This is a genomic window from Luteimonas abyssi (assembly GCF_001482195.1).
In the GTDB taxonomy this organism is placed as follows: domain Bacteria; phylum Pseudomonadota; class Gammaproteobacteria; order Xanthomonadales; family Xanthomonadaceae; genus Luteimonas; species Luteimonas abyssi.
Genome location: NZ_KQ759763.1, coordinates 1,069,105 through 1,089,072, shown reverse-complemented (window position 1 = coordinate 1,089,072; position 19,968 = coordinate 1,069,105). Strand labels below are relative to the sequence as shown.

The 19,968-nt window shown below is 69.3% G+C and carries 21 protein-coding genes; 3 read left to right on the top strand and 18 right to left on the bottom strand.

Going from position 1 to position 19,968, the window contains the following annotated elements:
• Window positions 1–116: 116 nt before the first annotated feature.
• The 12 genes from RG19_RS04495 to rlmE form a co-directional block, all read right to left on the bottom strand.
• Complete coding sequence (locus tag RG19_RS04495; protein WP_058834222.1) at window positions 117–1,409, bottom strand: adenylosuccinate synthase; 1,293 nt, start codon at window positions 1,407–1,409, stop codon at window positions 117–119.
• Between the two features lie 258 nt (window positions 1,410–1,667).
• On the bottom strand, window positions 1,668–1,853 hold the full coding sequence (locus RG19_RS04490) for a DUF2065 domain-containing protein (RefSeq protein ID WP_058834221.1): 186 nt from the start codon (window positions 1,851–1,853) through the stop codon (window positions 1,668–1,670).
• Entirely contained in the window at window positions 1,850–2,716 is an 867-nt protein-coding gene (hflC, locus tag RG19_RS04485) for a protease modulator HflC (protein WP_058834220.1), read from the bottom strand. Before hflC ends, RG19_RS04490 begins: the two co-directional genes overlap by 4 nt.
• Entirely contained in the window at window positions 2,713–3,876 is a 1,164-nt protein-coding gene (hflK, locus tag RG19_RS04480; RefSeq protein ID WP_058834219.1) for an FtsH protease activity modulator HflK, read from the bottom strand. Before hflK ends, hflC begins: the two co-directional genes overlap by 4 nt.
• Before the next feature lie 108 nt (window positions 3,877–3,984).
• Window positions 3,985–5,307, bottom strand: a complete 1,323-nt coding sequence (gene hflX / locus RG19_RS04475; RefSeq protein ID WP_058834218.1) for a ribosome rescue GTPase HflX — start codon at window positions 5,305–5,307, stop codon at window positions 3,985–3,987.
• A gap of 333 nt (window positions 5,308–5,640) precedes the next feature.
• Complete coding sequence (gene hfq / locus RG19_RS04470) at window positions 5,641–5,922, bottom strand: RNA chaperone Hfq (RefSeq protein ID WP_058834217.1); 282 nt, start codon at window positions 5,920–5,922, stop codon at window positions 5,641–5,643.
• Window positions 5,923–6,110: 188 nt separating this feature from the next.
• Window positions 6,111–7,076 carry a tRNA (adenosine(37)-N6)-dimethylallyltransferase MiaA gene (miaA, locus tag RG19_RS04465; RefSeq protein ID WP_058834216.1) on the bottom strand — a complete coding sequence of 322 codons (966 nt, stop codon included), beginning with the start codon at window positions 7,074–7,076 and terminating at the stop codon, window positions 6,111–6,113.
• 36 nt (window positions 7,077–7,112) lie between these two features.
• The gene (gene putP / locus RG19_RS04460) at window positions 7,113–8,624 is read right to left on the bottom strand and encodes a sodium/proline symporter PutP (protein ID WP_238376586.1); all 1,512 of its coding nucleotides are present in this window, start codon (window positions 8,622–8,624) and stop codon (window positions 7,113–7,115) included.
• Between the two features lie 512 nt (window positions 8,625–9,136).
• Entirely contained in the window at window positions 9,137–10,039 is a 903-nt protein-coding gene (gene folP, locus RG19_RS04455; RefSeq protein ID WP_058834214.1) for a dihydropteroate synthase, read from the bottom strand.
• 20 nt (window positions 10,040–10,059) lie between these two features.
• Window positions 10,060–10,302 carry a hypothetical protein gene (locus tag RG19_RS04450; RefSeq protein WP_157515156.1) on the bottom strand — a complete coding sequence of 81 codons (243 nt, stop codon included), beginning with the start codon at window positions 10,300–10,302 and terminating at the stop codon, window positions 10,060–10,062.
• A 107-nt stretch (window positions 10,303–10,409) separates the two neighbouring features.
• Window positions 10,410–12,329, bottom strand: coding sequence for an ATP-dependent zinc metalloprotease FtsH (gene ftsH, locus RG19_RS04445; RefSeq protein ID WP_058834212.1), 1,920 nt, complete (start codon window positions 12,327–12,329; stop codon window positions 10,410–10,412).
• Between the two features lie 73 nt (window positions 12,330–12,402).
• Window positions 12,403–13,029, bottom strand: coding sequence for a 23S rRNA (uridine(2552)-2'-O)-methyltransferase RlmE (gene rlmE, locus RG19_RS04440; RefSeq protein ID WP_058834211.1), 627 nt, complete (start codon window positions 13,027–13,029; stop codon window positions 12,403–12,405).
• A gap of 95 nt (window positions 13,030–13,124) precedes the next feature.
• Here rlmE and yhbY point away from each other — a divergent pair, with 95 nt between their 5' ends.
• Window positions 13,125–13,430: a ribosome assembly RNA-binding protein YhbY gene (gene yhbY / locus RG19_RS04435; protein WP_058834210.1), complete on the top strand. Its 306-nt coding sequence runs from the start codon at window positions 13,125–13,127 to the stop codon at window positions 13,428–13,430.
• Window positions 13,431–13,511: 81 nt separating this feature from the next.
• Window positions 13,512–13,892 (top strand): Mth938-like domain-containing protein, encoded by a 381-nt coding sequence (locus RG19_RS04430; protein ID WP_058834209.1) that lies wholly within the window; start codon window positions 13,512–13,514, stop codon window positions 13,890–13,892.
• Window positions 13,893–14,137: 245 nt separating this feature from the next.
• On the opposite strand, the gene RG19_RS04425 is transcribed toward RG19_RS04430, so the two are convergent.
• The 4 genes from RG19_RS04425 to surE all read right to left on the bottom strand — a co-directional run bounded on the left by RG19_RS04425 (window position 14,138) and on the right by surE (window position 16,924).
• A complete protein-coding gene (locus RG19_RS04425; protein ID WP_058834208.1) occupies window positions 14,138–14,881 on the bottom strand; it encodes a peptidoglycan DD-metalloendopeptidase family protein in 744 nt (247 codons plus the stop codon).
• Complete coding sequence (locus RG19_RS04420) at window positions 14,878–15,366, bottom strand: YqaA family protein (RefSeq protein ID WP_202905316.1); 489 nt, start codon at window positions 15,364–15,366, stop codon at window positions 14,878–14,880. Before RG19_RS04420 ends, RG19_RS04425 begins: the two co-directional genes overlap by 4 nt.
• 95 nt (window positions 15,367–15,461) lie before the next feature.
• Window positions 15,462–16,142 (bottom strand): protein-L-isoaspartate(D-aspartate) O-methyltransferase, encoded by a 681-nt coding sequence (locus tag RG19_RS04415; protein WP_058834206.1) that lies wholly within the window; start codon window positions 16,140–16,142, stop codon window positions 15,462–15,464.
• Window positions 16,142–16,924, bottom strand: coding sequence for a 5'/3'-nucleotidase SurE (gene surE / locus RG19_RS04410; protein ID WP_058834205.1), 783 nt, complete (start codon window positions 16,922–16,924; stop codon window positions 16,142–16,144). Before surE ends, RG19_RS04415 begins: the two co-directional genes overlap by 1 nt.
• 130 nt (window positions 16,925–17,054) lie before the next feature.
• On the opposite strand from surE, the gene RG19_RS04405 reads away from it, so the two are divergent.
• A complete protein-coding gene (locus RG19_RS04405) occupies window positions 17,055–17,606 on the top strand; it encodes a Smr/MutS family protein (RefSeq protein WP_058834204.1) in 552 nt (183 codons plus the stop codon).
• Window positions 17,607–18,145: 539 nt separating this feature from the next.
• Here RG19_RS04405 and truD read toward each other — a convergent pair.
• Together truD and ispF are read right to left on the bottom strand one after the other, a co-directional pair.
• On the bottom strand, window positions 18,146–19,192 hold the full coding sequence (truD, locus tag RG19_RS04395; RefSeq protein ID WP_058834202.1) for a tRNA pseudouridine(13) synthase TruD: 1,047 nt from the start codon (window positions 19,190–19,192) through the stop codon (window positions 18,146–18,148).
• 73 nt (window positions 19,193–19,265) lie between these two features.
• On the bottom strand, window positions 19,266–19,763 hold the full coding sequence (gene ispF / locus RG19_RS04390) for a 2-C-methyl-D-erythritol 2,4-cyclodiphosphate synthase (protein WP_058834201.1): 498 nt from the start codon (window positions 19,761–19,763) through the stop codon (window positions 19,266–19,268).
• Window positions 19,764–19,968: the final 205 nt, after the last annotated feature.

Below are 19,968 nucleotides of genomic sequence, written 5' to 3'. Positions count from 1 at the left end.
CTGCCGCGCCTCCACCACCCTCACCCCTGCCCCTCTCCCGCAGGCGGGAAAGGGGTTCCGAGCATGTCGCGGCCGATGCCCTTCCCCCGCGTGCGGGGGACGCCAGGTTCCAGGGCTCAGGCGAACGGGTCCTGCAGCACCATGGTGTGGTCGCGGTCCGGGCCGGTGGAGACGATGGCCACGGGGCAACCGGCCAGTTCCTCCAGCGCGCGCAGGTAGGCGCGGGCGGCGGGCGGCAGCTTGTCCCACTCGGTGATGCCGTGGGTGCTCTCTTCCCAGCCGGGGAACTCCAGGTACACCGGGGTGCACTCGTCCCAACCCTGGGCATCCAGCGGGGCGTACTCGGTACGCTTGCCGTGGTACTCGTAGGCGATGCAGATCTTGAGCGTCTTCATGCCGTCGAGCACGTCGAGCTTGGTGATGCACAGGCCGGAGATGCCGTTGATGGCCACCGCGCGCTTGAGGGCGACGATGTCCATCCAGCCGCAGCGCCGCGGGCGGCCGGTGGAGGCGCCGTATTCCTGACCGCGATCGCGCAGGCCCTGGCCGATGTCGTCGTCGAGCTCGGTCGGGAACGGGCCGCCGCCGACGCGGGTGGCGTAGGCCTTGGCGATGCCCAGCACGTAGTCGATGGCGTCGGCCCCCACACCGGCTCCGGCCAGCGCGCCGCCGACGGTGGTGTTGGAGCTGGTGACGTAGGGATAGGTGCCGTGGTCGATGTCGAGCAGCGCGCCCTGCGCGCCTTCGAACAGCACTTTCTTGCCCTGCTTGCGCAGGTCATGGAGGATGCCGGCCACGTCGGACTTCATCGGCTGCACGTACTCGCCGAAGGCCAGCGCCTCGTCGTAGGTCTTCTGGAAGTCCACCGCCTCGACGCCGAGATACTTCGTCAGCACGAAGTTGTGGTAATCGAGCGCGGCCTTGAGCTTCTCGGCCAGCTGCTCCGGATAGTGCAGGTCGGCCACGCGGATGCCGCGGCGCGCCACCTTGTCCTCGTACGCCGGACCGATGCCGCGGCCGGTGGTGCCGATGGCCTTGCCGCCGGCCGCCTTCTCGCGGGCCTGATCGAGCGCGATGTGGTACGGCATGATCAGCGGGGTGGCCGGGCTGATCTTCAGGCGCGAGCGCACCTCCACGCCGGCGGTTTCCAGTTCGCCGATCTCCTTGATCAGGGCGGCCGGACTCAGCACCACGCCGTTGCCGATCAGGCACAGCGCGTCGTCGCGCAGGATGCCGGAGGGAATGAGGTGGAGCACCGTCTTCTTGCCGCCGATGACCAGGGTATGGCCGGCGTTGTGGCCGCCCTGGAAACGCACGACGGCGCCGATGTCCTGGGTGAGCAGATCGACGATCTTGCCCTTGCCCTCGTCGCCCCACTGCGCGCCGATCACTACGACTGACTGACCCATGTTGCTGACTCCTGTTGCGTGCGGCCATCGGGGCCGCGGACGGGACCGCACCGGGTCTGGCGAGGACAACTGCAGCCGGTTCCATCGGGGAACTGCCGCCACGCCGGGCCCTGACACGGAAAAAGCCGGCGGGGCTGCAATGCCCCTGCCGGCTTTTGTGCATTATCCGGGTTTGCGCCCCGCCTGCCACCCTGATGCCATGACGCGGTTGGGGGTGGGGTCAGGGACGTCGGCGGTGGGCGGCCCGCGTCGGCCGCCCTACCCGCGTACGGCGTACAGCGCGAGCACGCCGACCACCAACACCACACCGCCGATCGTGCGCAATTGCCGGTCCGGCATCTTGAGCATGTATTCGGCGTTGTCGCGCCAGATCCGCGGCAGGGCGAACAGCAACAGCCCCTCGATCACCGCGACCAGGCACAACGCCGCCCACAGATCGCTCATCGATCGCTGCGCATGTACTGCAGGAACGGGTCGTCGCGCTCGAGCACGATCACCGCGTCGCCGCTCTCGAACGACTTGCGGTAGGCGTCCAGGCTGCGCTGGAAGGCGAAGAACGACGGATCGCGGTTGGCGGCCTGGCCGTAGATGCGGGTGGCCTCGGCATCGCCCTCGCCTCGCAGGGTCTGCGCGTCGCGCTCGGCCTCGGCCAGGATCACGGCCTGGTCGCGGTCGGCCTGGGCGCGGATCAGGCGGGCCTGCTCCTCACCCTCGGCGCGCAGGCGGCTGGCCACCTGGTTGCGCTCGGCGCGCATGCGGTTGTAGACCTGCTGGATGACGTCGCTGTCGGTGGGCAGGTCGATCTGCTTGAGGCGGATGTCGATGATCCGCATGCCCAGGTTCAGCGCGCCCTCGTTGATGGCCTCGAGCTGCTTGGCGATCACCTCGCTCCGATCGCCCGACACCAGCTGGGTCAGGGTACGGGCGTTGATCTCGTTGCGCAGGGAGTCCTTGATGATCGGCGCCAGGCGCTCGCTGGCCAGCCGCTCGTCGCCGCCGGTGGCACGGAAGAAGTTGCCCACGTCGGCGATCGCCACGATGGCGACGAAGTCCACCGCCACGTCCTTGCGCTCGGAGGTCAGGTAGCGCTCGGGCGAGAAGTCCACCGCATCGAACCGGCGGTCGAACACGCGCGAGGTCTGGACCAGCGGGATCTTGAAGTGCAGGCCGGGACCGATGTCGGTCTGGCTGACGCGGCCCAGGTGCAGGATCAGGCCGACCTGGCCCTCGCGCACGATGTAGACCGAGCCCATCAGGCCCAACAGGAGCACCACCGCCAGCAGCGGAATCAGCGCGCGGAAGTTCATCGGGTGCCTCCTTCGCCGCGGACCGGCCGCGGGGTGTTGCGGTTCGGACGCGGCGCCTGCTGCGAGGCACTGCCGTCGGCCGGGATGCCCAGCGCCTCGGGCGGGATCACGTTCGGCGCGCCGCCGCTGCGGTTGCCGCCCTGCGTGCCCGGTGCGCCGTCCTGACCCATGGGGACATAGATCAACTGGCGACCGTCGCCACCGACCACGGTGCGGTTCTCGGCCAGCACGTCGGACACGGTATCCAGCCACATGCGGCGACGGGTGACGTCCGGGGCGCCGGCGTACTCGTCGAGCAGCAGCGAGAAGCGGGTGGCGTCACCGGTGGCGCGGGCCACGGCAGCGGTCTTGTAACCCTCGGCCACGGTGCGCGTGCGCGAGGCTTCGCCTCGGGCTTCCGGCACGATGCGCGCGGCGTAGGCGCGGGCTTCGTTGATCAGGCTTTCCTGCACCTGCTGGGCGCTGTTGACCTCGTCGAACGCGGGCTTGACCTCTTCCGGCGGGCGCGCGTCCTGCAGGTTGAGCTCGGTGACCACGAGACCGGTACGGTAGATGTCCAGCGAATCCTGCAACTGCTTGGACGCCATGGCCGACAGCGGGCCACGCGCGCCGAGCACGGTGTCCAGGTCGGCGCGGCCGACCTGCTCGCGCACCACACCCTGGGCCACCTGCTCCAGCACGCGATCGGCGTCGCGGGTACCGAACAGGTACAGCTGGGCGTCGCCCACGCGGTACTGCACGTTGAGCGAGACGATGACGATGTTCTCGTCGCGGGTCAGCACCGGCACGGTGTTGGTGAAGGTCTTGATCGCGGTGGCGTTGACCTTCTGCACCTGCTCGATCGGCCAGGGCAGCTTGAAGTTGGGACCCGGCTGCATGATCCGCACGGCCTGGCCGAAGCGCAGCACCACGCCGCGCTGCTGTTCGCCGACCAGGGTGAACGTGCTCAGCAGCAACAGCACGACCAGTGCGATGGCCACCAGGCGCAGCGGGCCGCCCAGGCCACCGCCGCCACCGAAGAGGTTGCGCAGCTGGTCGATCAGCCCGTCGAACCCACCGCCACCGCCGCTGCCGCGCCCACCGCCACTGGGCTTCCACGGACCGCGGTTGTTGCCGCCGGACCCGCCGCTGTTGTTCTTGCCGGGGATATTCCAGGCCATGCCTGCTCCATTCTGATGTCTTCTCGCCCCCGGGACCCTGCCGCGGGGAGCGCACATTCTACAAGGTGTCCACGCCCGGGGTTCCTTCCCGCGGCGAGACGGCTCGGATCACCAGCTGTCGGCTTCGTCGGGCTCGGCCACCAGCGCACGCAGCGGCCCGCCGTCGGATTCGGCGGCCAGCCGCGCGGCATCGGCATGCGGGAGGTCGATCTGCAGGTGCCAGCCGTGCTCGTCGTGGGCTTCTCCCTTCACCGCATCCAGCGCATGCAGGCGCGCGCGCAGACGGCCGGCCGACGGCGGCAGCTCGATCTCGGCCACGATCCTGCGCAGCCCCAACCGCACCGCCAGCGCCTCGCGCAGCAGATCCAGGCCGAGTCCGTCGCGTGCGGAGATCCACACCCGCTCGGCGACGGCCTCGTCGGCGACGGCGTTGTCCGGGCGGTCGTGACGCGGCTGCGCCCCCTCGACGCGGTCGATCTTGTTGAACACCAGGATCTGCGGCAGGTCGCCGGCACCGATCTCCTCCAGCACCTCGTCCACCTGGGCGATGCGCTCGTCGCGCAGCGGGTCGGCGGCATCGACGATGTGCAACAGCAGATCCGCTTCGCGCGCCTCGCTGAGGGTGGAGCGGAACGCGGCGACCAGTTCGTGCGGCAGATCGCGCACGAAGCCGACGGTATCGGCCAGCACCACCCCGCCACCGGGCAGCGCGATGCGACGGACGGTCGGGTCGAGGGTGGCGAACAGCTGGTCGGCGGCATAGGCGCCGGCGCCGGTGAGTGCGTTGAACAGGGTGGACTTGCCGGCGTTGGTGTAGCCCACCAGGGCCACGCGGGGCATTTCGCTGCGCACGCGGGCGCGACGCATCTGGGTGCGCTGCACCTCCACCTTCTCCAGCCGCCGCTGCAGTTGCTCGACGCGTTTCTGCAGCAGCCGGCGATCGGTCTCAAGCTGGGTCTCGCCCGGGCCGCGCAGGCCGATGGAGCCGCCGCGCTGGCGCTCCAGGTGGGTCCAGCCGCGCACCAGCCGGGTGGCCATGTGCTTGAGCTGAGCGAGTTCGACCTGCAGCTTGCCGTCGTGGCTGCGGGCGCGCTGGGCGAAGATGTCCAGGATCAGCCCGGTGCGGTCGACCACGCGACGCTCCAGCAGCTTTTCCAGGTTGCGCTCCTGCCCGGGGCTGAGGGTGTGGTTGACCAGGATCAGGTCGGCACCGACCGCATCGGCGGCCGCTTTCACTTCTTCCAGCTTGCCGCTGCCGATCAGGGTGGCCGGATTGGGCTTGTCGATGCGGGCGGTCAGCACGTGCGCGACCCGAGCGCCGGCGGAGCGCGCCAGCTCGCCGAACTCCTCCAGCGCACCCTCGTCGGGGGGACCACCGGCGTGCGGCTGGATCAGCAACGCGTGCTCGCCTTTCTTGCTGCGTTCAAACACGCGGTGCGTGCTCCTGGAAGGGGAATCGACTTCCGAAATGCGGGCGCCGAGACGCCAGTTCAATGGCCTGGCGGATTTCCCTGCGTGCCGCGGCGGGCACACGCCCCACCTCGCGTTGCGGGCCTCGCCGGCGGCATTCGGCGCCAGGCCGCGGGCGCGGGGCACGGCCCCATCCGGCGACGGCCAGTGCCTGAAGGTCGTCGCGGCGTACCGGGAACAGACCTGATCACCGGAGAACGCCGCGAGTCAGCGCGGTCAGGCATGACGCCGGCCGGCGCGTCCTTGCGCACGTGGGCGGCGGTCGAGCGCATCGCCGCCCAGCCGGACCGGGTATTACTCGTCGTTGTCGTTATCGTCGGCGTCGGACACGGTGCCATCGGCCTGCACATGGCCGCCGCCGGGACCGACGCGCACGTTGCGTGCCGGCACCACGGTGGAGATCGCGTGCTTATAGACCATCTGGCTGACCGTATTGCGCAGCAGCACCACGAACTGATCGAACGATTCGATCGTGCCCTGCAACTTGATGCCGTTGACGAGGTAGATCGAGACCGGCACGCGTTCGCGCCGGAGGGCATTCAGGAAAGGGTCCTGCAAGGACTGTCCCTTGGACATCGGAAATATCCCCAACTGTCATTGTTGTCGTCGCGCGGTCGGCGACCGCGCTGCCTGTCCCATCTCCCCAGAAACGGGAACAGACCGCCGATGTTACACAACTCTTCCGTCGTGGATGCGACATCGAAGGGGCCGGAATCGACGCCTGCATCGGGATGCCTCACGTCGCCGATCCACGAGCCGCGACGTCAACGCGGCCGGGACAGAAACGCCCCGATCGCAGCATGCAATTCATCGCTCTCGCGCGCGGGATCGAACCAGCGCAGATCGCCCTGCCCGCGCAGCCAGGTGAACTGGCGCTTCGCCAGCTGACGGGTGGCGGCGACGGCACGCTCGCGGAACCCGGCCACGTCGGTGACGCCGTCCAGATGCTCCCACGCCTGCCGGTACCCGACGGCGCGCAGTGCCGGCAGATCCAGCGGCGCGGCATGGTCGCGCAGCGCCGGGAGCGCGCGCAGCGTCCGGACCTCATCGAGAAAACCCGCGTCCAGCATGGCATCGAAACGCGTGGCGATGCGGCCGTGCAGCACCGCACGGTCGACCGGTGCGATCGCCAGCGGCAGCAGCGTCACCGGCAATCCGGCATTGGCCGGACGCTCGCGTTGCCACGCGGAAATGGGCCGTCCGCTGAGGGCGTGGACTTCGAGGGCGCGCTGGATACGCTGCGGATCGGTCGCGTGGATGCGGGCTGCGGCCTCCGGATCGATCGTCGCCAGCCGGGCGTGCAGCGCCGGCCAGCCGACCTGCGCGGCTTCGGCCCCGAGCCGCGCCCGCACGGCGGGATCCGCCGCCGGCATGTCCGACAGGCCCTCGACCAGTGCGCGGTAGTAGAGCCCGGTCCCACCGGCCAGGATCGGCAGGCGACCGCGCGCGAGCACATCGTCGAGCGCGGCGCGGGCATCGACGGCGAACTCGGCCGCCGAGTACGTCTGCCACGGGTCGCGGAGATCGAGCAGATGGTGCGGCACCCTCGCCCGCTCGGCGGCGTCGGGCTTGGCCGCACCGATGTCGAGGCCGCGATACACCAGCGCCGAATCGATGCTGAGAATCTCGCCGCCATGGCGCTCGGCCAGTTCCAGCGCGAGCGCGCTCTTGCCCGAGGCGGTCGGGCCCAGGATCGCCAGCGCCGGTGGCCGTGAATCGACCGGGCTCATGCGGTGCCGTCGATCACGCCCGACCGGAGCCGGACGTCAGTGGCCGGTTTCGCGCAGCGAGGCGCGAACCTGCGCGTGGGTGGCCTGGACCTCCGCCGAGGGCGCACGGCCGAGCAGGCTGACCAGGATCGTCGCGGCGCCGCCGGCCAGGAAGCCCGGCACCATCTCGTAGAGCTCCGAGCCCATGCGGTTGACCATGATCTCCTTCCAGAAGATCACCATCACCGCGCCGGCGATCATGCCGGCCACCGCGCCGTCGCGGGTCATGCGCTGCCAGAACAGCGCCAGCAACAGCACCGGACCGAACGCCGAGCCGAAGCCCGCCCAGGCATAGGACACCAGGCCGAGGACGCGACTGTCCGGATCGCTGGCCATCCAGATCGCCACCAGCGCGATCAGCAATACCGCGGCGCGGCCGACCCAGACCAGTTCGCCCTGCGAAGCATTCTTGCGCAGGAAGCCGCGATAGAAGTCTTCCGCCAGAACACTGGAACACACCAGCAACTGGCTCGACAGCGTGCTCATCACCGCCGCCAGGATCGCCGCCAGGATCAGGCCTGCGACCCACGGGTTGAACAGCAACTCGACCAGGGTGATGAACACGCGCTCCGGATTGTCCAGCACCGGGCCGGCCTGGCCGGGGTTGGCCTCGAAGTAGGCGATGCCGAAGAAGCCCACGATCACCGAGCCGGCCAGGCACAGGATCATCCAGCTCATACCGATACGACGCGCGGCCGGGATGGTTTCCACACTCTGCGCGGCCATGAAGCGCACCAGGATGTGCGGCTGGCCGAAGTAGCCCAGCGCCCAGGCCAGCAGCGAGACGATGCCGATGAACCCGACCTGCCCCCCGCGGAACCAGTCGAGCTGCAGCGGATCGTTGGCGCGGATCAACTCGACGCTCGCATCGAACCCGCCGGTGTGCATGAACACCAGCACCGGCGCCAGCAGCAGGGCGAACAGCATCAGCATGCCCTGTGCCACGTCGGTCCAGCTCACCGCGAGGAAGCCACCAACCAGGGTGTAGAGCACGGTGACCGAAGCCCCCCACCACATCGCCTGCGCATAGGTCATCCCGAAGACGTTCTCGAACAGCCGCGCACCGGCCACCACGCCCGAGGCGCAGTAGATGGCGAAGAACACCAGGATCACCACCGCAGTGAAGATGCGCAGCACCCGACTGCGGTCGTCGAAGCGGTTGGTAAAGAAGTCCGGAAGGGTCAGGGCGTTGCCGGTGCGTTCGGTGTACACGCGCAAGGGGCCGGCCACGAAGCGCCAGTTGAGGTAAGCCCCCAGGATCAGACCGACGCCGATCCATGCTTCGGACAGGCCACTGAGGAAGATTGCCCCGGGCAGGCCCATCAGCAACCAGCCGCTCATGTCGGAGGCACCGGCGGACAGCGCGGTGACACCGGGGCCGAGGCTGCGCCCGCCAAGGATGTAATCGTCGAAGTTCTTGGTCGAGCGCCATGCGGCGAAGCCGATCGCCACCATCGCGGCCAGATAGACCAGGAACATGACGATGGTTGGCGTATTGGTTCTGAGCACGCAGCCCCTCCTGTGTTCTCGGAAAAGAAGAAGCCGCGGCGAGCCACGGCTAGCGCACCAGCCTAACGCACCTTCAGCGCGCGGTCACATCCATGGAAACCGAGCCGCGGTATCGGGCCGCGGTTATGCACAACCCCTGTGGACAAGTGTCCGGGACAGCCTGTGGACAACTTTCAGCGAGCCAGCAACGGCGGGCATGGGTCACGTTTTGGTCAAATTATCGCCATCCGGCCGAAACAACTGGAGCCGACAGAAAAAACCCGCATGTCAAGGGCTTGGAGGACATTTCGCACCTCGACTCCGGCTTTCATCGCCACTGCACCGCGGCGGTGCCTCGAAACGTGCACGGTGTGGATAAGCATTTTCGGCAACGCCGGTGGAGCGGCGGATTTCGTTCGTCGATCGCCCTGCCGGTGCTTCTGCAGAACGGCCGGCGACCGGCTGGAACCCCGCACCCGTCGTCCCGGTCATGCGGGACGTGCCCCCAGCGCGTTTCCCCGCCTCGGTCCGCCTCAGTCCGCGTCGGGCCAGCGCAGACCACCGGAAGCCGCCGCAGTGCTGCGCGGGGTCGGCACGGCCGCGACCGCATTCCAGACCTTGAGCGCGTCCACCGTGGCGGCGACATCATGCACGCGGACCAGCCGGGCACCGCGCTGGACGGCGATCAGGTGCGCGGCGACGGAGCCCGCGGCACGCTCGGTGGCCACCTCGCGGCCGGTGAGCTCGCCGATGCTGCGCTTGCGCGAGAGGCCGGCGAGAACGGGTACCCCGAGCTCGGTGAACCGCGCGAAGCCCGCCAGCAGGGCCAGGTTGTGGGCGAGCGTCTTGCCGAAGCCGAAGCCCGGGTCGACCACCAGACGACGCCGGTCGATGCCGGCCATCTCCGCGGCGAAGAGACGTTCGGCCAGGAATCGATGCACCTCCCCGACCACGTCGTCGTATTGGGGGATGTCCTGCATGGTCCCCGGTTCGCCGAGCATGTGCATCAGCACCACCGCAGCGCCGCTCTCAGCCGCCGCGGCCAACGCGCCGTCCCGGCGCAGGCCGTAGACGTCGTTGATCATGCCGGCACCTGCGGCGACGGCGGCGCGCATGACCTCGGGCTTGGAGGTGTCGATGCTGATCGGCACCCCGGTCCGGTCGCGCAATTGCTCGATCACCGGCACGACCCGGCGGATTTCCTCGTCGGCAGGCACCGCGTCCGCGCCGGGACGGGTGGATTCGCCGCCGATGTCGAGAAGATCGGCCCCTTCGTCCACCAGCGCCAGCCCGTGCGCGACCGCCGCCTCGACCGTGTCGTGGCGGCCGCCGTCCGAGAACGAGTCCGGGGTGACGTTGACGATGCCCATGACCTGCGGGCGATCCAGCCGCAGGGTGCGTCCCAGGCAGTCGAGCTGCGGAACCGTATCGAACATGGCGTGCAGAGGGGGCCGGGTCAGCGCGCGCGGCGCCGATCGACACCGCGTCGATCCGCCGCATGCCCGTCGACGACGGCAGGCTGCGCGGCCGAGCGGCGCAGACGGCGGTTGCGGCCGAGGACGCCGGCCATGATCCCGCACGGGATGCCGAACACGAGGCCGAGCACGAAATTCCCGATGAACCAGCCCGCCACGATGCCGAGCGCCAGGCCCGCCATCAACCACAGCGGGTCCATTACAGCGTCGTCGTCGACATGCATGCGCGCTCCGGAAATGAGAAAGGCCAGAGGGGACTCTGGCCTTTCGTGCAGCGTGATGCAACCGTGAAGGTCACAAAGCGCGCGATTCTCCTACGAATCACCGCGACTCAGGTCTGCTCCGCAGGCCCGCCGATCGGCGCCGCGGGCTTGGCGTCGCCGCCCTGGTCGCCGCCATCGTTCCCACCGCCCTTGCCGGACTTGTCCCAGCCCATCGGCGGCGGCGGATCGCGACCTTCCATGATCGCGTCGATCTGCGGCGCATCGATGGTCTCGTACTGCAGCAGCAGGTTCGACATGCTGTGCAGCTTGTCCAGATTCTCGGTGAGGATCTGCTTGGTCCGGCGGTAGGCCTTGTCCAGGATCGAGCGCACCACTTCGTCGATCTGGCGCGCGGTCTCGTCGGAGACGTTCTTGTGCTGGGTGACCGAGCGGCCGAGGAACACCTCGTCCTCCTCCTCGCCGTAGGCCACCGGGCCGAGTTCATCGGACAAGCCCCACTTGGTGACCATGTTGCGCGCCATCTTGGTCGCGCGCTCGATGTCGTTGGAGGCGCCGGTGGTGACCTTGTCCTCGCCGAAGATCAGCTCCTCGGCCACGCGGCCGCCGTACAGCGAACACAGCTGCGACTCGATCGCGACACGGTTCATCGAGTACTTGTCGCCCTCGGGCAGGTACATCGTGACGCCCAGCGCGCGACCGCGCGGGATGATGGTCACCTTGTAGACCGGATCGTGCTCGGGCACGACGCGGCCGACGATGGCATGGCCGGCCTCGTGATAGGCGGTGAGCTTCTTCTCGTCCTCGCTCATCGCCATCGAGCGGCGCTCGGCGCCCATCAGGATCTTGTCGCGGGCGCGATCGAAGTGATCCATGCGGACTTCCTTCGCGTTCTCGCGCGCGGCGAACAGGGCTGCCTCGTTCACCAGGTTCGCCAGGTCCGCGCCGGAGAAGCCCGGCGTGCCGCGCGCGACGATCATCGGCTCGACATCGTCGTCCAGCGGCACCTTGCGCATGTGCACGCGCAGGATCTGCTCGCGGCCCTTCACGTCGGGCAGGCCGACCACCACCTGGCGGTCGAAACGGCCCGGACGCAGCAATGCGGGATCGAGCACGTCGGGGCGGTTGGTCGCGGCGATGACGATCACGCCCTCGCCGCCCTCGAAGCCGTCCATCTCGACCAGCAACTGGTTCAGCGTCTGCTCGCGCTCGTCGTGACCGCCGCCCAGGCCGGCACCGCGATGGCGGCCGACCGCGTCGATCTCGTCGATGAAGATGATGCACGGGGCCTGCTTCTTGGCCTGCTCGAACATGTCGCGCACGCGGCTGGCACCGACGCCGACGAACATTTCGACGAAGTCGGAGCCCGAAATCGAGAAGAACGGCACCTTGGCCTCGCCGGCGATGGCCTTGGCCAGCAGGGTCTTGCCGGTGCCGGGCGGGCCGACCATCAGCACGCCGCGCGGGATCTTGCCGCCCAGGCGCTGGAACTTGGAGGGGTCGCGCAGGAACTCGACCAGCTCGGACACGTCTTCCTTGGCCTCCTCCACGCCGGCCACGTCGGCGAAGGTGACCTTGGTCTGGTCCTCGGACAGCAGCTTGGCGCGGGACTTGCCGAACGACATCGCGCCCTTGCCACCGCCCTGTTGCATCTGCCGCATCATGAACAGGAAGAAGCCGATGATCAGCAGCACCGGCAGGAAGTTCAGCAGCACGTACCAGAACGCACGCGAATTCGAAGGCTGCTCCTGGCGGATCTCGACGCCGTTGTTCATGAAGTCGTCGATCATGCGGTCGTCGCGCGGCGCGATCACGCGGCCGCGGGCGCCGTCGGCGCGCTCGAAGGTGACCGTACGCCCGTCCTCGGCGATGTCGACCGAACGGATGCGGTTCTGCCGCACTTCCTCCATGAACTGGGAGTACACCGTCTCCTGGCTGGCCCCGGTGCGCGGGCTGAAGCTCTGGAACACCACCATCAGCACGACGGCGACGATCACCCAGAGCATCAGATTCTTGACGAGATCGTTCATGAAGTTGCTCGACTCTTGAAATGAGGCGGGACGGGCCCGCTTACTGCGTTTCGCTCGATGGTACTACTTCGGTTCAGCCGGGTCGCTTGCCCTGCGCCAGGGCGTAGACCTCGGGCGAACGTTGACGCGACGCAGCGGGCTTGCGGATGACGACCTTGTCGTAACGGCGGCGCAGGTCCCGAACGTAATCGTCGAATCCCACGCCCTGGAAGAGCTTGATCAGGAACGCGCCACCCGGCCGCAGATGGTCGTCCGCGAACGCCATCGCCAGCTCGGCCAGATGCATGGCCCGGGGCTGGTCGACCGCACCCACGCCACTCTTGTTGGGGGCCATGTCGGACAACACAAGGTCCACGGTGCTCCCCCCAAGCGCGGCTTCCAACTGGGATAACACCGCATCCTCCCTGAAATCGCCATGAAGAAACTCCACCCCGGCCAGGGCGGGCATGTCGAGGATGTCGAGGGCGATGACCCGGCCGGACTCGCCCATCGCCTGGCGGACCCACTGCGACCAGCCGCCGGGCGCGGCGCCCAGGTCGACCACGGTCATGCCGGGCTTGAGCAGGCGGTCGCGGGCGACCAGTTCCTCCAGCTTGTAGGCCGCACGCGAGCGCATGCCTTCGGACTGCGCCCGTTTCACGAACGGATCGGAGAAGTGTTCCTTCAGCCAGCGCTGGCTGCTCTTGCTGCGCGATGCCATTCGGGGAGGGACCGGCGGAAATGCCGTCAAAATCAGTATGTTCGGCCCGGCATGATAACCTGCCCTCCCTCAGACTGCCGCAGCGCCCCGCGTTTATGCCAATCGCCCTGACCGCCTCACAGACCCGTTTCCTGCGCGGCCAGGCGCACGACCTCCGCCCCGTCCTGCAGGTCGGCGGCAAGGGCATCACCGATTCGCTGCTGACCGAACTCGACGGTCTGCTGGAACACCACGAACTGCTGAAAGTGAAGGTGGCCGCCGCCGACCGCGACGAGCGCGACGCCCTGATCGACACCCTGATCGAGCGCAGCGGCGCGGCCCTGGTGCAGCGCATCGGCCATGTCGCCATCCTGTATCGCCCGGCCGCCGACAAGCGTCGGATCGTGCTGCCGCGGGCCTGAGGTCCCATCCGACCCGGCCAAGGGCGCCCCGCCCCCGCGATCGGCGGTACCCTGAACGCCAGGCCCCCGGACGTTCCCCCCATGCAGCTTCACCTCCAGAAGCCCGACTTCGACTACTTCCTGCGCGCGGCCGACGGCCGCAGCGCCCTGGTCAACGAGCGCCAGCTCGACCGCAGCTTCGTGGTCGCGCCCGACGCCTTGATCGAGGATTGGAATGTCCGCTCGGTCGCCGGCCTCGGTGTGGCCGACCTCGAGCCGGTACTGGCGCTGTCGCCGGAGCTGATCCTGCTGGGCTCGGGCCACCGCCAGACCTTCCCGTCCCCTGAAATCCTCGCCGCCTGCCTGTCGCGCGGCATCGGCCTGGATACCATGGCCAACGACGCCGCCGCGCGCACCTACCAGGTGCTGGCCGCCGAAGGCCGCCGCGTGGTGGCGGCGTTCATTCTCGAAAGCGAGGCCTGAGTCGACGCCCGCCAGCGGAACGCCGCGATACCGGACGAAACCGAGCGGTCTGAAACGGCATCCGAAAACCAGGACCACTCGACCGCGACACGTCCTCGAGAACATCGGCTGCGATGCCGATGCCCTACAGCGAAAACGTGCCGACTACGCCCGGCCAGATCCGGCGCACCGCATCTGCGTGGCGACCAGCAGGCGCCTGGGTGGCGACAGATACCCACATTGCCCCACGCAAGCGACTCCCGCGCTCAACGCCTCGGCAGGTACGAAAGCGGGTCCACCGGGCGGCCGCTGTAGCGTATCTCGAAGTGCAGCATGTCGCGGGCGGCGCCGCTGCGGCCCATCTCGGCGATCTTCTGGCCGCTGCGCACGCGCTCGCCCTCGTTCACCAGACGGGCGCGGTTGTGGCCGTAGGCCGACAGCCATTCATCGTCGTGCTTGACGATGATCAGCTCCCCGTAGCCGACCAGGCCGGAGCCGGAGTACACCACCACGCCGTCGGCGGCGGCGTTGACCGCCTGCCCGCTGGTGCCGGCGATGCCGATGCCCTGCTTGGTCGGGTCGCCTTCGGCGAACCGCGAGACCAACTGACCGTCCGCCGGCCAGTGCCAGGCGACGTTGCTGCGCACCGGCGGCGGCGGCGGCGCGGCCGGCTGCGTGGGACGCGCAGGCGCTGTGCCCGCCTGCTGCGGACGCGAGGTGGATGCGGGCGGTCGCGCGGCGGTCGCGCCGCCTTGGCCTGGATAAAGCCGCAGGCGCTGGCCCGGATAGATGGTGTACGGCGGCGAGATGCCGTTCCAGGTCGCCAGGTCGAGCGTGGTGATGCCGTTGTTGACCGCGATGCGGTACAGCGTGTCGCCCCGCTGCACGGTGACCGTCTGTCCCGGACGCGGCGTGGAGCCCGTCGCACCCGCTCCCTGGGTCCGCGTGACCGAACTCGTGCCGCAGGCCACCAGCATCATTGCCGCGAGCACCACGATTGCAAGCCTCATCGCATCCACTCCATCCAGATCAATGCCATACCCACCAGCACCACGCTTGCCCACCCCAGCCACTCCACATATCGGCGCAGCACGCTCTCCAGCCGCGGGCCGCCCCAGGCCACCAGGCCGGCCACGAGGAAAAAACGGGTGCCGCGGCCGATCAAAGACCCGAGCGTGAACGGTAGCAGCGCCACGCCGAGTGCACCCGACGCGATCGTGAACACCTTGTAGGGAATCGGGGTGAATGCTGCGATGAAGACGAACGCGAAACCGTGCCGCTGGAACAGCGCCTGCACTTCGAGGAATGCAGGCTCCCATCCCATCCGCTGCATCCATGGCCAGATCGCGTCGAGTGCCGCCGCACCGAGCAGGTATCCCAGCAGGCCGCCCGCGACCGATGCCAGCGTGCAGACCAGCGCATAGCGCCACCACGCTGCCGGCCGCCCCAGCGCCATCGGCGCCAGCATCACGTCCGGCGGGATCGGGAAGACCACGGATTCAGCGGCACTCAGGGCCGCCAGGTAACGCGGTGCATGTCGATGCCGCGACCACACGAGGCAGCGGTCATAGAGCGGTCCGAACAACCGCATCAGCCGAGTACGCCCGACAACAGCGGCACGAAGCTGACCGGTGCGAGATCGGTGCGCTCGATGCGACCGTCGGCATCGCGACGCAGGCGCACGAGCGTCTGTCCGCCGCTGCCGCCGACCGGGGCGACCAGCGACCCGCCCGGTGCCAACTGTGCGCTCAGCGCATCGACCAGCGCGGACGCCGCGGCGGTCACCACGATGCCGTCGAACGGACCGTTTTCCGGCCAGCCCAGGCGACCATCGTCGTGCTTGCTGCGCACGTTGAGGCCGAGCGAACGGAAGCGCTTGCGCGCGACGCGCAGCAGCTCGCCGATACGTTCGACCGTGTGCACTTCCACGCCCAGCGCCGCGAGAATCGCGGCCTGATAGCCGGAACCGGTGCCGATCTCCAGCACCTTCTGCGGCATCCGCTCTTCCAGCAGCACCTCGGTCATGCGCGCGACCACCCACGGTTGCGAGATGGTCTGCCCGTGCCCGATCGGCAGGGCGGTGTCTTCATAGGCACGCGTGGCCAGGGCTTCGTCGACGAACAGGTGCCGCGGCACGGTCCGGATCGCGTTGAGCACACGCTCGTCGGCGATGCCGCCCTCGCGCAGGCGCTCGATCAGCCGGTCGCGCACGCGCTGCGAGGTCATGCCCATGCCCAGCGCCTCGGGCTGCAGGCGCAGACGTGGCGCCATCATGGACGACCGTTCCGCAGCTCGTCGGCCAGACCACCGACCCAGCTGGCGACCTGCTCCAGCGCTTGGTAGCGGGTCAGATCCACGTGGATCGGCGTGATCGCGATGTTCTTCGTGCGCACGGCATGGAAGTCGGTGCCCGGCCCGGCGTCGGACTCGGCGCCGGCCGGTCCGATCCACCACCAGGTGCGGCCGCGCGGATCCTCCAGCGGCACACACGGCTCGGCCCGATGGCGGTTGCCCAACCGGGTGACCTCGAAGCCGGCGATCTCCGACCACGGCAGGTCCGGCACGTTGACGTTGAGGATGGTGTCGGCCGGCAACGGATCGGCGGCCAGACGCTCGACGATCTCCACCGCGGCGCGCGCGGCGGTGTCGTAGTGCTCGCCGTTGTGGTCGCGCGTGACCAGCGACATCGCCACCGCCGGCAGGCCCAGGAAACGGCCTTCCATCGCCGCGGCGACCGTGCCCGAGTAGATGACGTCGTCGCCCAGGTTGGCGGTGTTGTTGATGCCCGAGACCACGATGTCGGGCTCGAGCTCGAGCATGCCGGTGATCGCGACGTGCACGCAGTCGGTCGGCGTGCCGTGCACGCGCCAGGTGTTGTCATCCACCTGGATCACCCGCAGCGGCATGTCCAGGGTCAGCGAGTTGCTGGCGCCGGAGCGGTCGCGGTCGGGCGCGACCACCAGCACATCGTGCCCGGCGGCACGCAGGCCCTCGGCGAGAATGCGGATCCCGGGCGCGTCGACGCCATCATCGTTGCTCACCAGTACTCGCATGAACCCGCTCTGCCTCGCGCCTCTCGTCCGGAAGATGTGCGCGACATCATAACGGATGCCCGCCGCTCCCCGCCCCCTTGCGCATGCGGAAATGTCGGCAGGTGCACGCCCGGGGGCTAGACTGGCGGCGATGAGCACCGGATCCGAACCGCCCGAGGACGACGACGCCGCGCTGTTCCGGGCCGCGATCGGGCCCGTGCGGGCACATCAGGCCGACGCGCCGCCGCCGCCCAGGCCCAAGCCCCGTGCGCGTGCGCGCATGGCCGAACGCGACGACGACGATGCGCGCAGCGAGTTCCGGCGGCTGCTCGACGGCACTTCGCAGGAGATCGGTCTGCTGGCCGGCGACACCTTGCGCTACCGCCACGACGAGGTGTCGCCCCAGGTGCTCAAGCGGCTGGCCCGCGGCGAGTATGCCGCGCAGGACGAACTGGACCTGCACCACGCCACCGTGCCCCTGGCCGAAGCCACGTTGCGCAGATTCCTGGCCGAAGCGCGCGACCAGGGCATCGCCTGCGTTCGCATCATCCACGGCAAGGGGTTCCACGCCGACGGCACACCGGTGTTGAAGAATCTGGTGGATCGTCTTCTGCGCCAGCGTGCCGACGTGCTGGCCTATCATTCGGCACCGGCCGCGCAAGGCGGCACCGGCGCGGTGCTGGTGCTGCTCAGGACGCGCTGATCTCGACGCGGGCCTCGCATGGGCGTGCGCCTCGTGCGCGATCACCACATGCGCGCACGCCGGCGCCGCGCCGCGGCCCCTGCTGGAAGAAAGCGAACCGCCCGCCCCGGCGAATCAGCGCCTGGCCGGCGCCCGGGCCCGTTCGGACGGCGGATTGACCCATTCCACCACCATCCCGCGACGCCGCGCCTGGGCGTCGATCCTGGCGATGTACTGGGCATCGGCGTACGTACGATCGGTCGCGCGCGATTCACCGCGAACGGGCACGGGATCCGGCCCCGCGATGCGGTGCGGGCTCAGGGTGCAGGCGGACAGGACGAGCGGCAGAGCACAGGCCGCAACGAGGATCGGAAGGCGCACGGCGGTTCCTCCGCAAGGCCCATCAGGCGCGTCGGGGCCTGATTCATGGGGCCTGGCGTCACTTATACGCCGATCGCGCGACGGGACCGTCGGCAGCGTATGCGTTCCGACGAACGGCGCGGGCCTGCCATGACGGGGGCCCTGCTGGCCCGCCACCGAGCGCCGGGGGGCGCCTCACCTCAGGATTCGGTGCCGCGTATCTCGCCCAGCTCGCGCAGGACCGTGGTCGCATACGCCCCGGGCGGTAGCGAGAAGCGCAGCTCCAGTACATCGTTCCCCCGCCAGTCCCACGCAAGATCCGTGGGGCGCAAGCGCGCCGCGCGGCGCTCCTGTTTGAGCCCAGCTCCCTCCAGTCCGGCGCGCAGCGCGATGGCGTCGTCCTCCGTCAACGCAGCCTGCTCGAGGGCGAGCGCCTCGCTCTCGCTGCGCAGCGCCCCCCGTCCCCACAGCGGTGCGCTGGGGTGGATATCGAAAGCGGCCAGCCGCTCGGCCAACGCGTCGCTCCAGGGCTCGGGACCGAACACGCTGCGGCTGCCGTCCAGCATCCACACCTCGCCCGGTAGCGCCCGATCCCAGAGGTCGGCCTCCACCCGTTGCGCGAGCACCCGGTTGAACAGTTCGGAGCGGGCAGCCGACAACAGCAAGGTGCGCTCTTCGCGCTTGAGGCGGCGTGCGCGACGCGGGTCGGCGAACAGCGCCAGCGCGCGTTCGACATTGGCGCCACCGCGGCCGAACCGCTGCTCGCCGAAGTAATTGGGCACGCCACGCTGGGCGATCGTCCGCAGCCGCGCATCGATGGCGGCCGCGTCGCCCGTCACCTCGCGCAGGGTCAGCACGAAAGCGTTGCCCGCCAACGCGCCGCGGGGAAGTTTGCGCGCATGCCGTTGCGCCTCAAGCACCTGCAGACCCTCGACCTGCAGGGTGTCCAGCGCAGGCGCTTCGCGGCCCGGCAACTGCACGGTGAACCGCTGCCGGGTGACCGCATGCCGGTCCTTCAGGCCCGCGTAGCCGACCACCGACGCATCCACGCCCGCCCATTCGGCCAGCATGCGTGCGGCGAACGCGGTATTCATGCCGCGCTTTTCCACACGCAGCAGCAGGTGCTCGCCTTCCCCGCTGGCCTCGAAGGCATCCAGCTCGTCGACGCGGAAGTCCGCATCGTGCGTGCGCATCCGCCCGGTCATCACCGGCGCACCAAACGCACGTGGCAGATCCGCCCTGCTCATGGCATGACGCTCGCGACGGCCGTGCGCTTCCCGCGCAGCAGCGCGCCTCGGACACCGGCAGCGGACACCGCCCTCATGCTGCGCCCCGTACCAGCAGACACACGGCCTGCGCAGCGATGCCTTCGCCGCGGCCGGTGAATCCCAGGCGCTCGCTGGTGGTGGCTTTCACGCTCACCGCATCGACCTCGATACCCAGATCCACGGCGATCGCTTCGCGCATCGCGGCCGCGTGCGGGCCGATCTTCGGCCGTTCGCAGACGACGGTGATGTCGACATTGCCGACCCGCCAACCGCGCGCGCCGATCAGCGCGTTGCAGTGGCGCAGCAAGTGGCGGCTGTCGACGTCCTTCCAGCGCGCATCCGACGGCGGGAAATGCACGCCGATGTCGCCCAGCGCCAGCGCCCCCAGGATGGCGTCGCACAGCGCATGCAAGGCGACATCGCCGTCGCTGTGCGCGAGCACGCCACGCTCGTGCGGAATCCGGACGCCGCCGACCACGACGTGGTCGCCGTCGCCGAACGCGTGCACGTCGTATCCCTGGCCGATGCGGATGTCTGGAATGCTGGGCATGTCGAGGTCTGCGGAGAGCGGCCGGCGGCGCGGGGGGTGGCAGCTTGCCACGGAACCCGCGTGGCTCAAACGTGCGCGGCGCAGCGCCCCCGGGGGGGAAGATTCGGTCCTGCCGCGGATCGCGCCGATCGGCACGGATGAAGACCGCAAGAATCAGGAACCGGCTGCTGCCCACCTGATCCGCCCGTCGCAGGCGCGGCGGCGA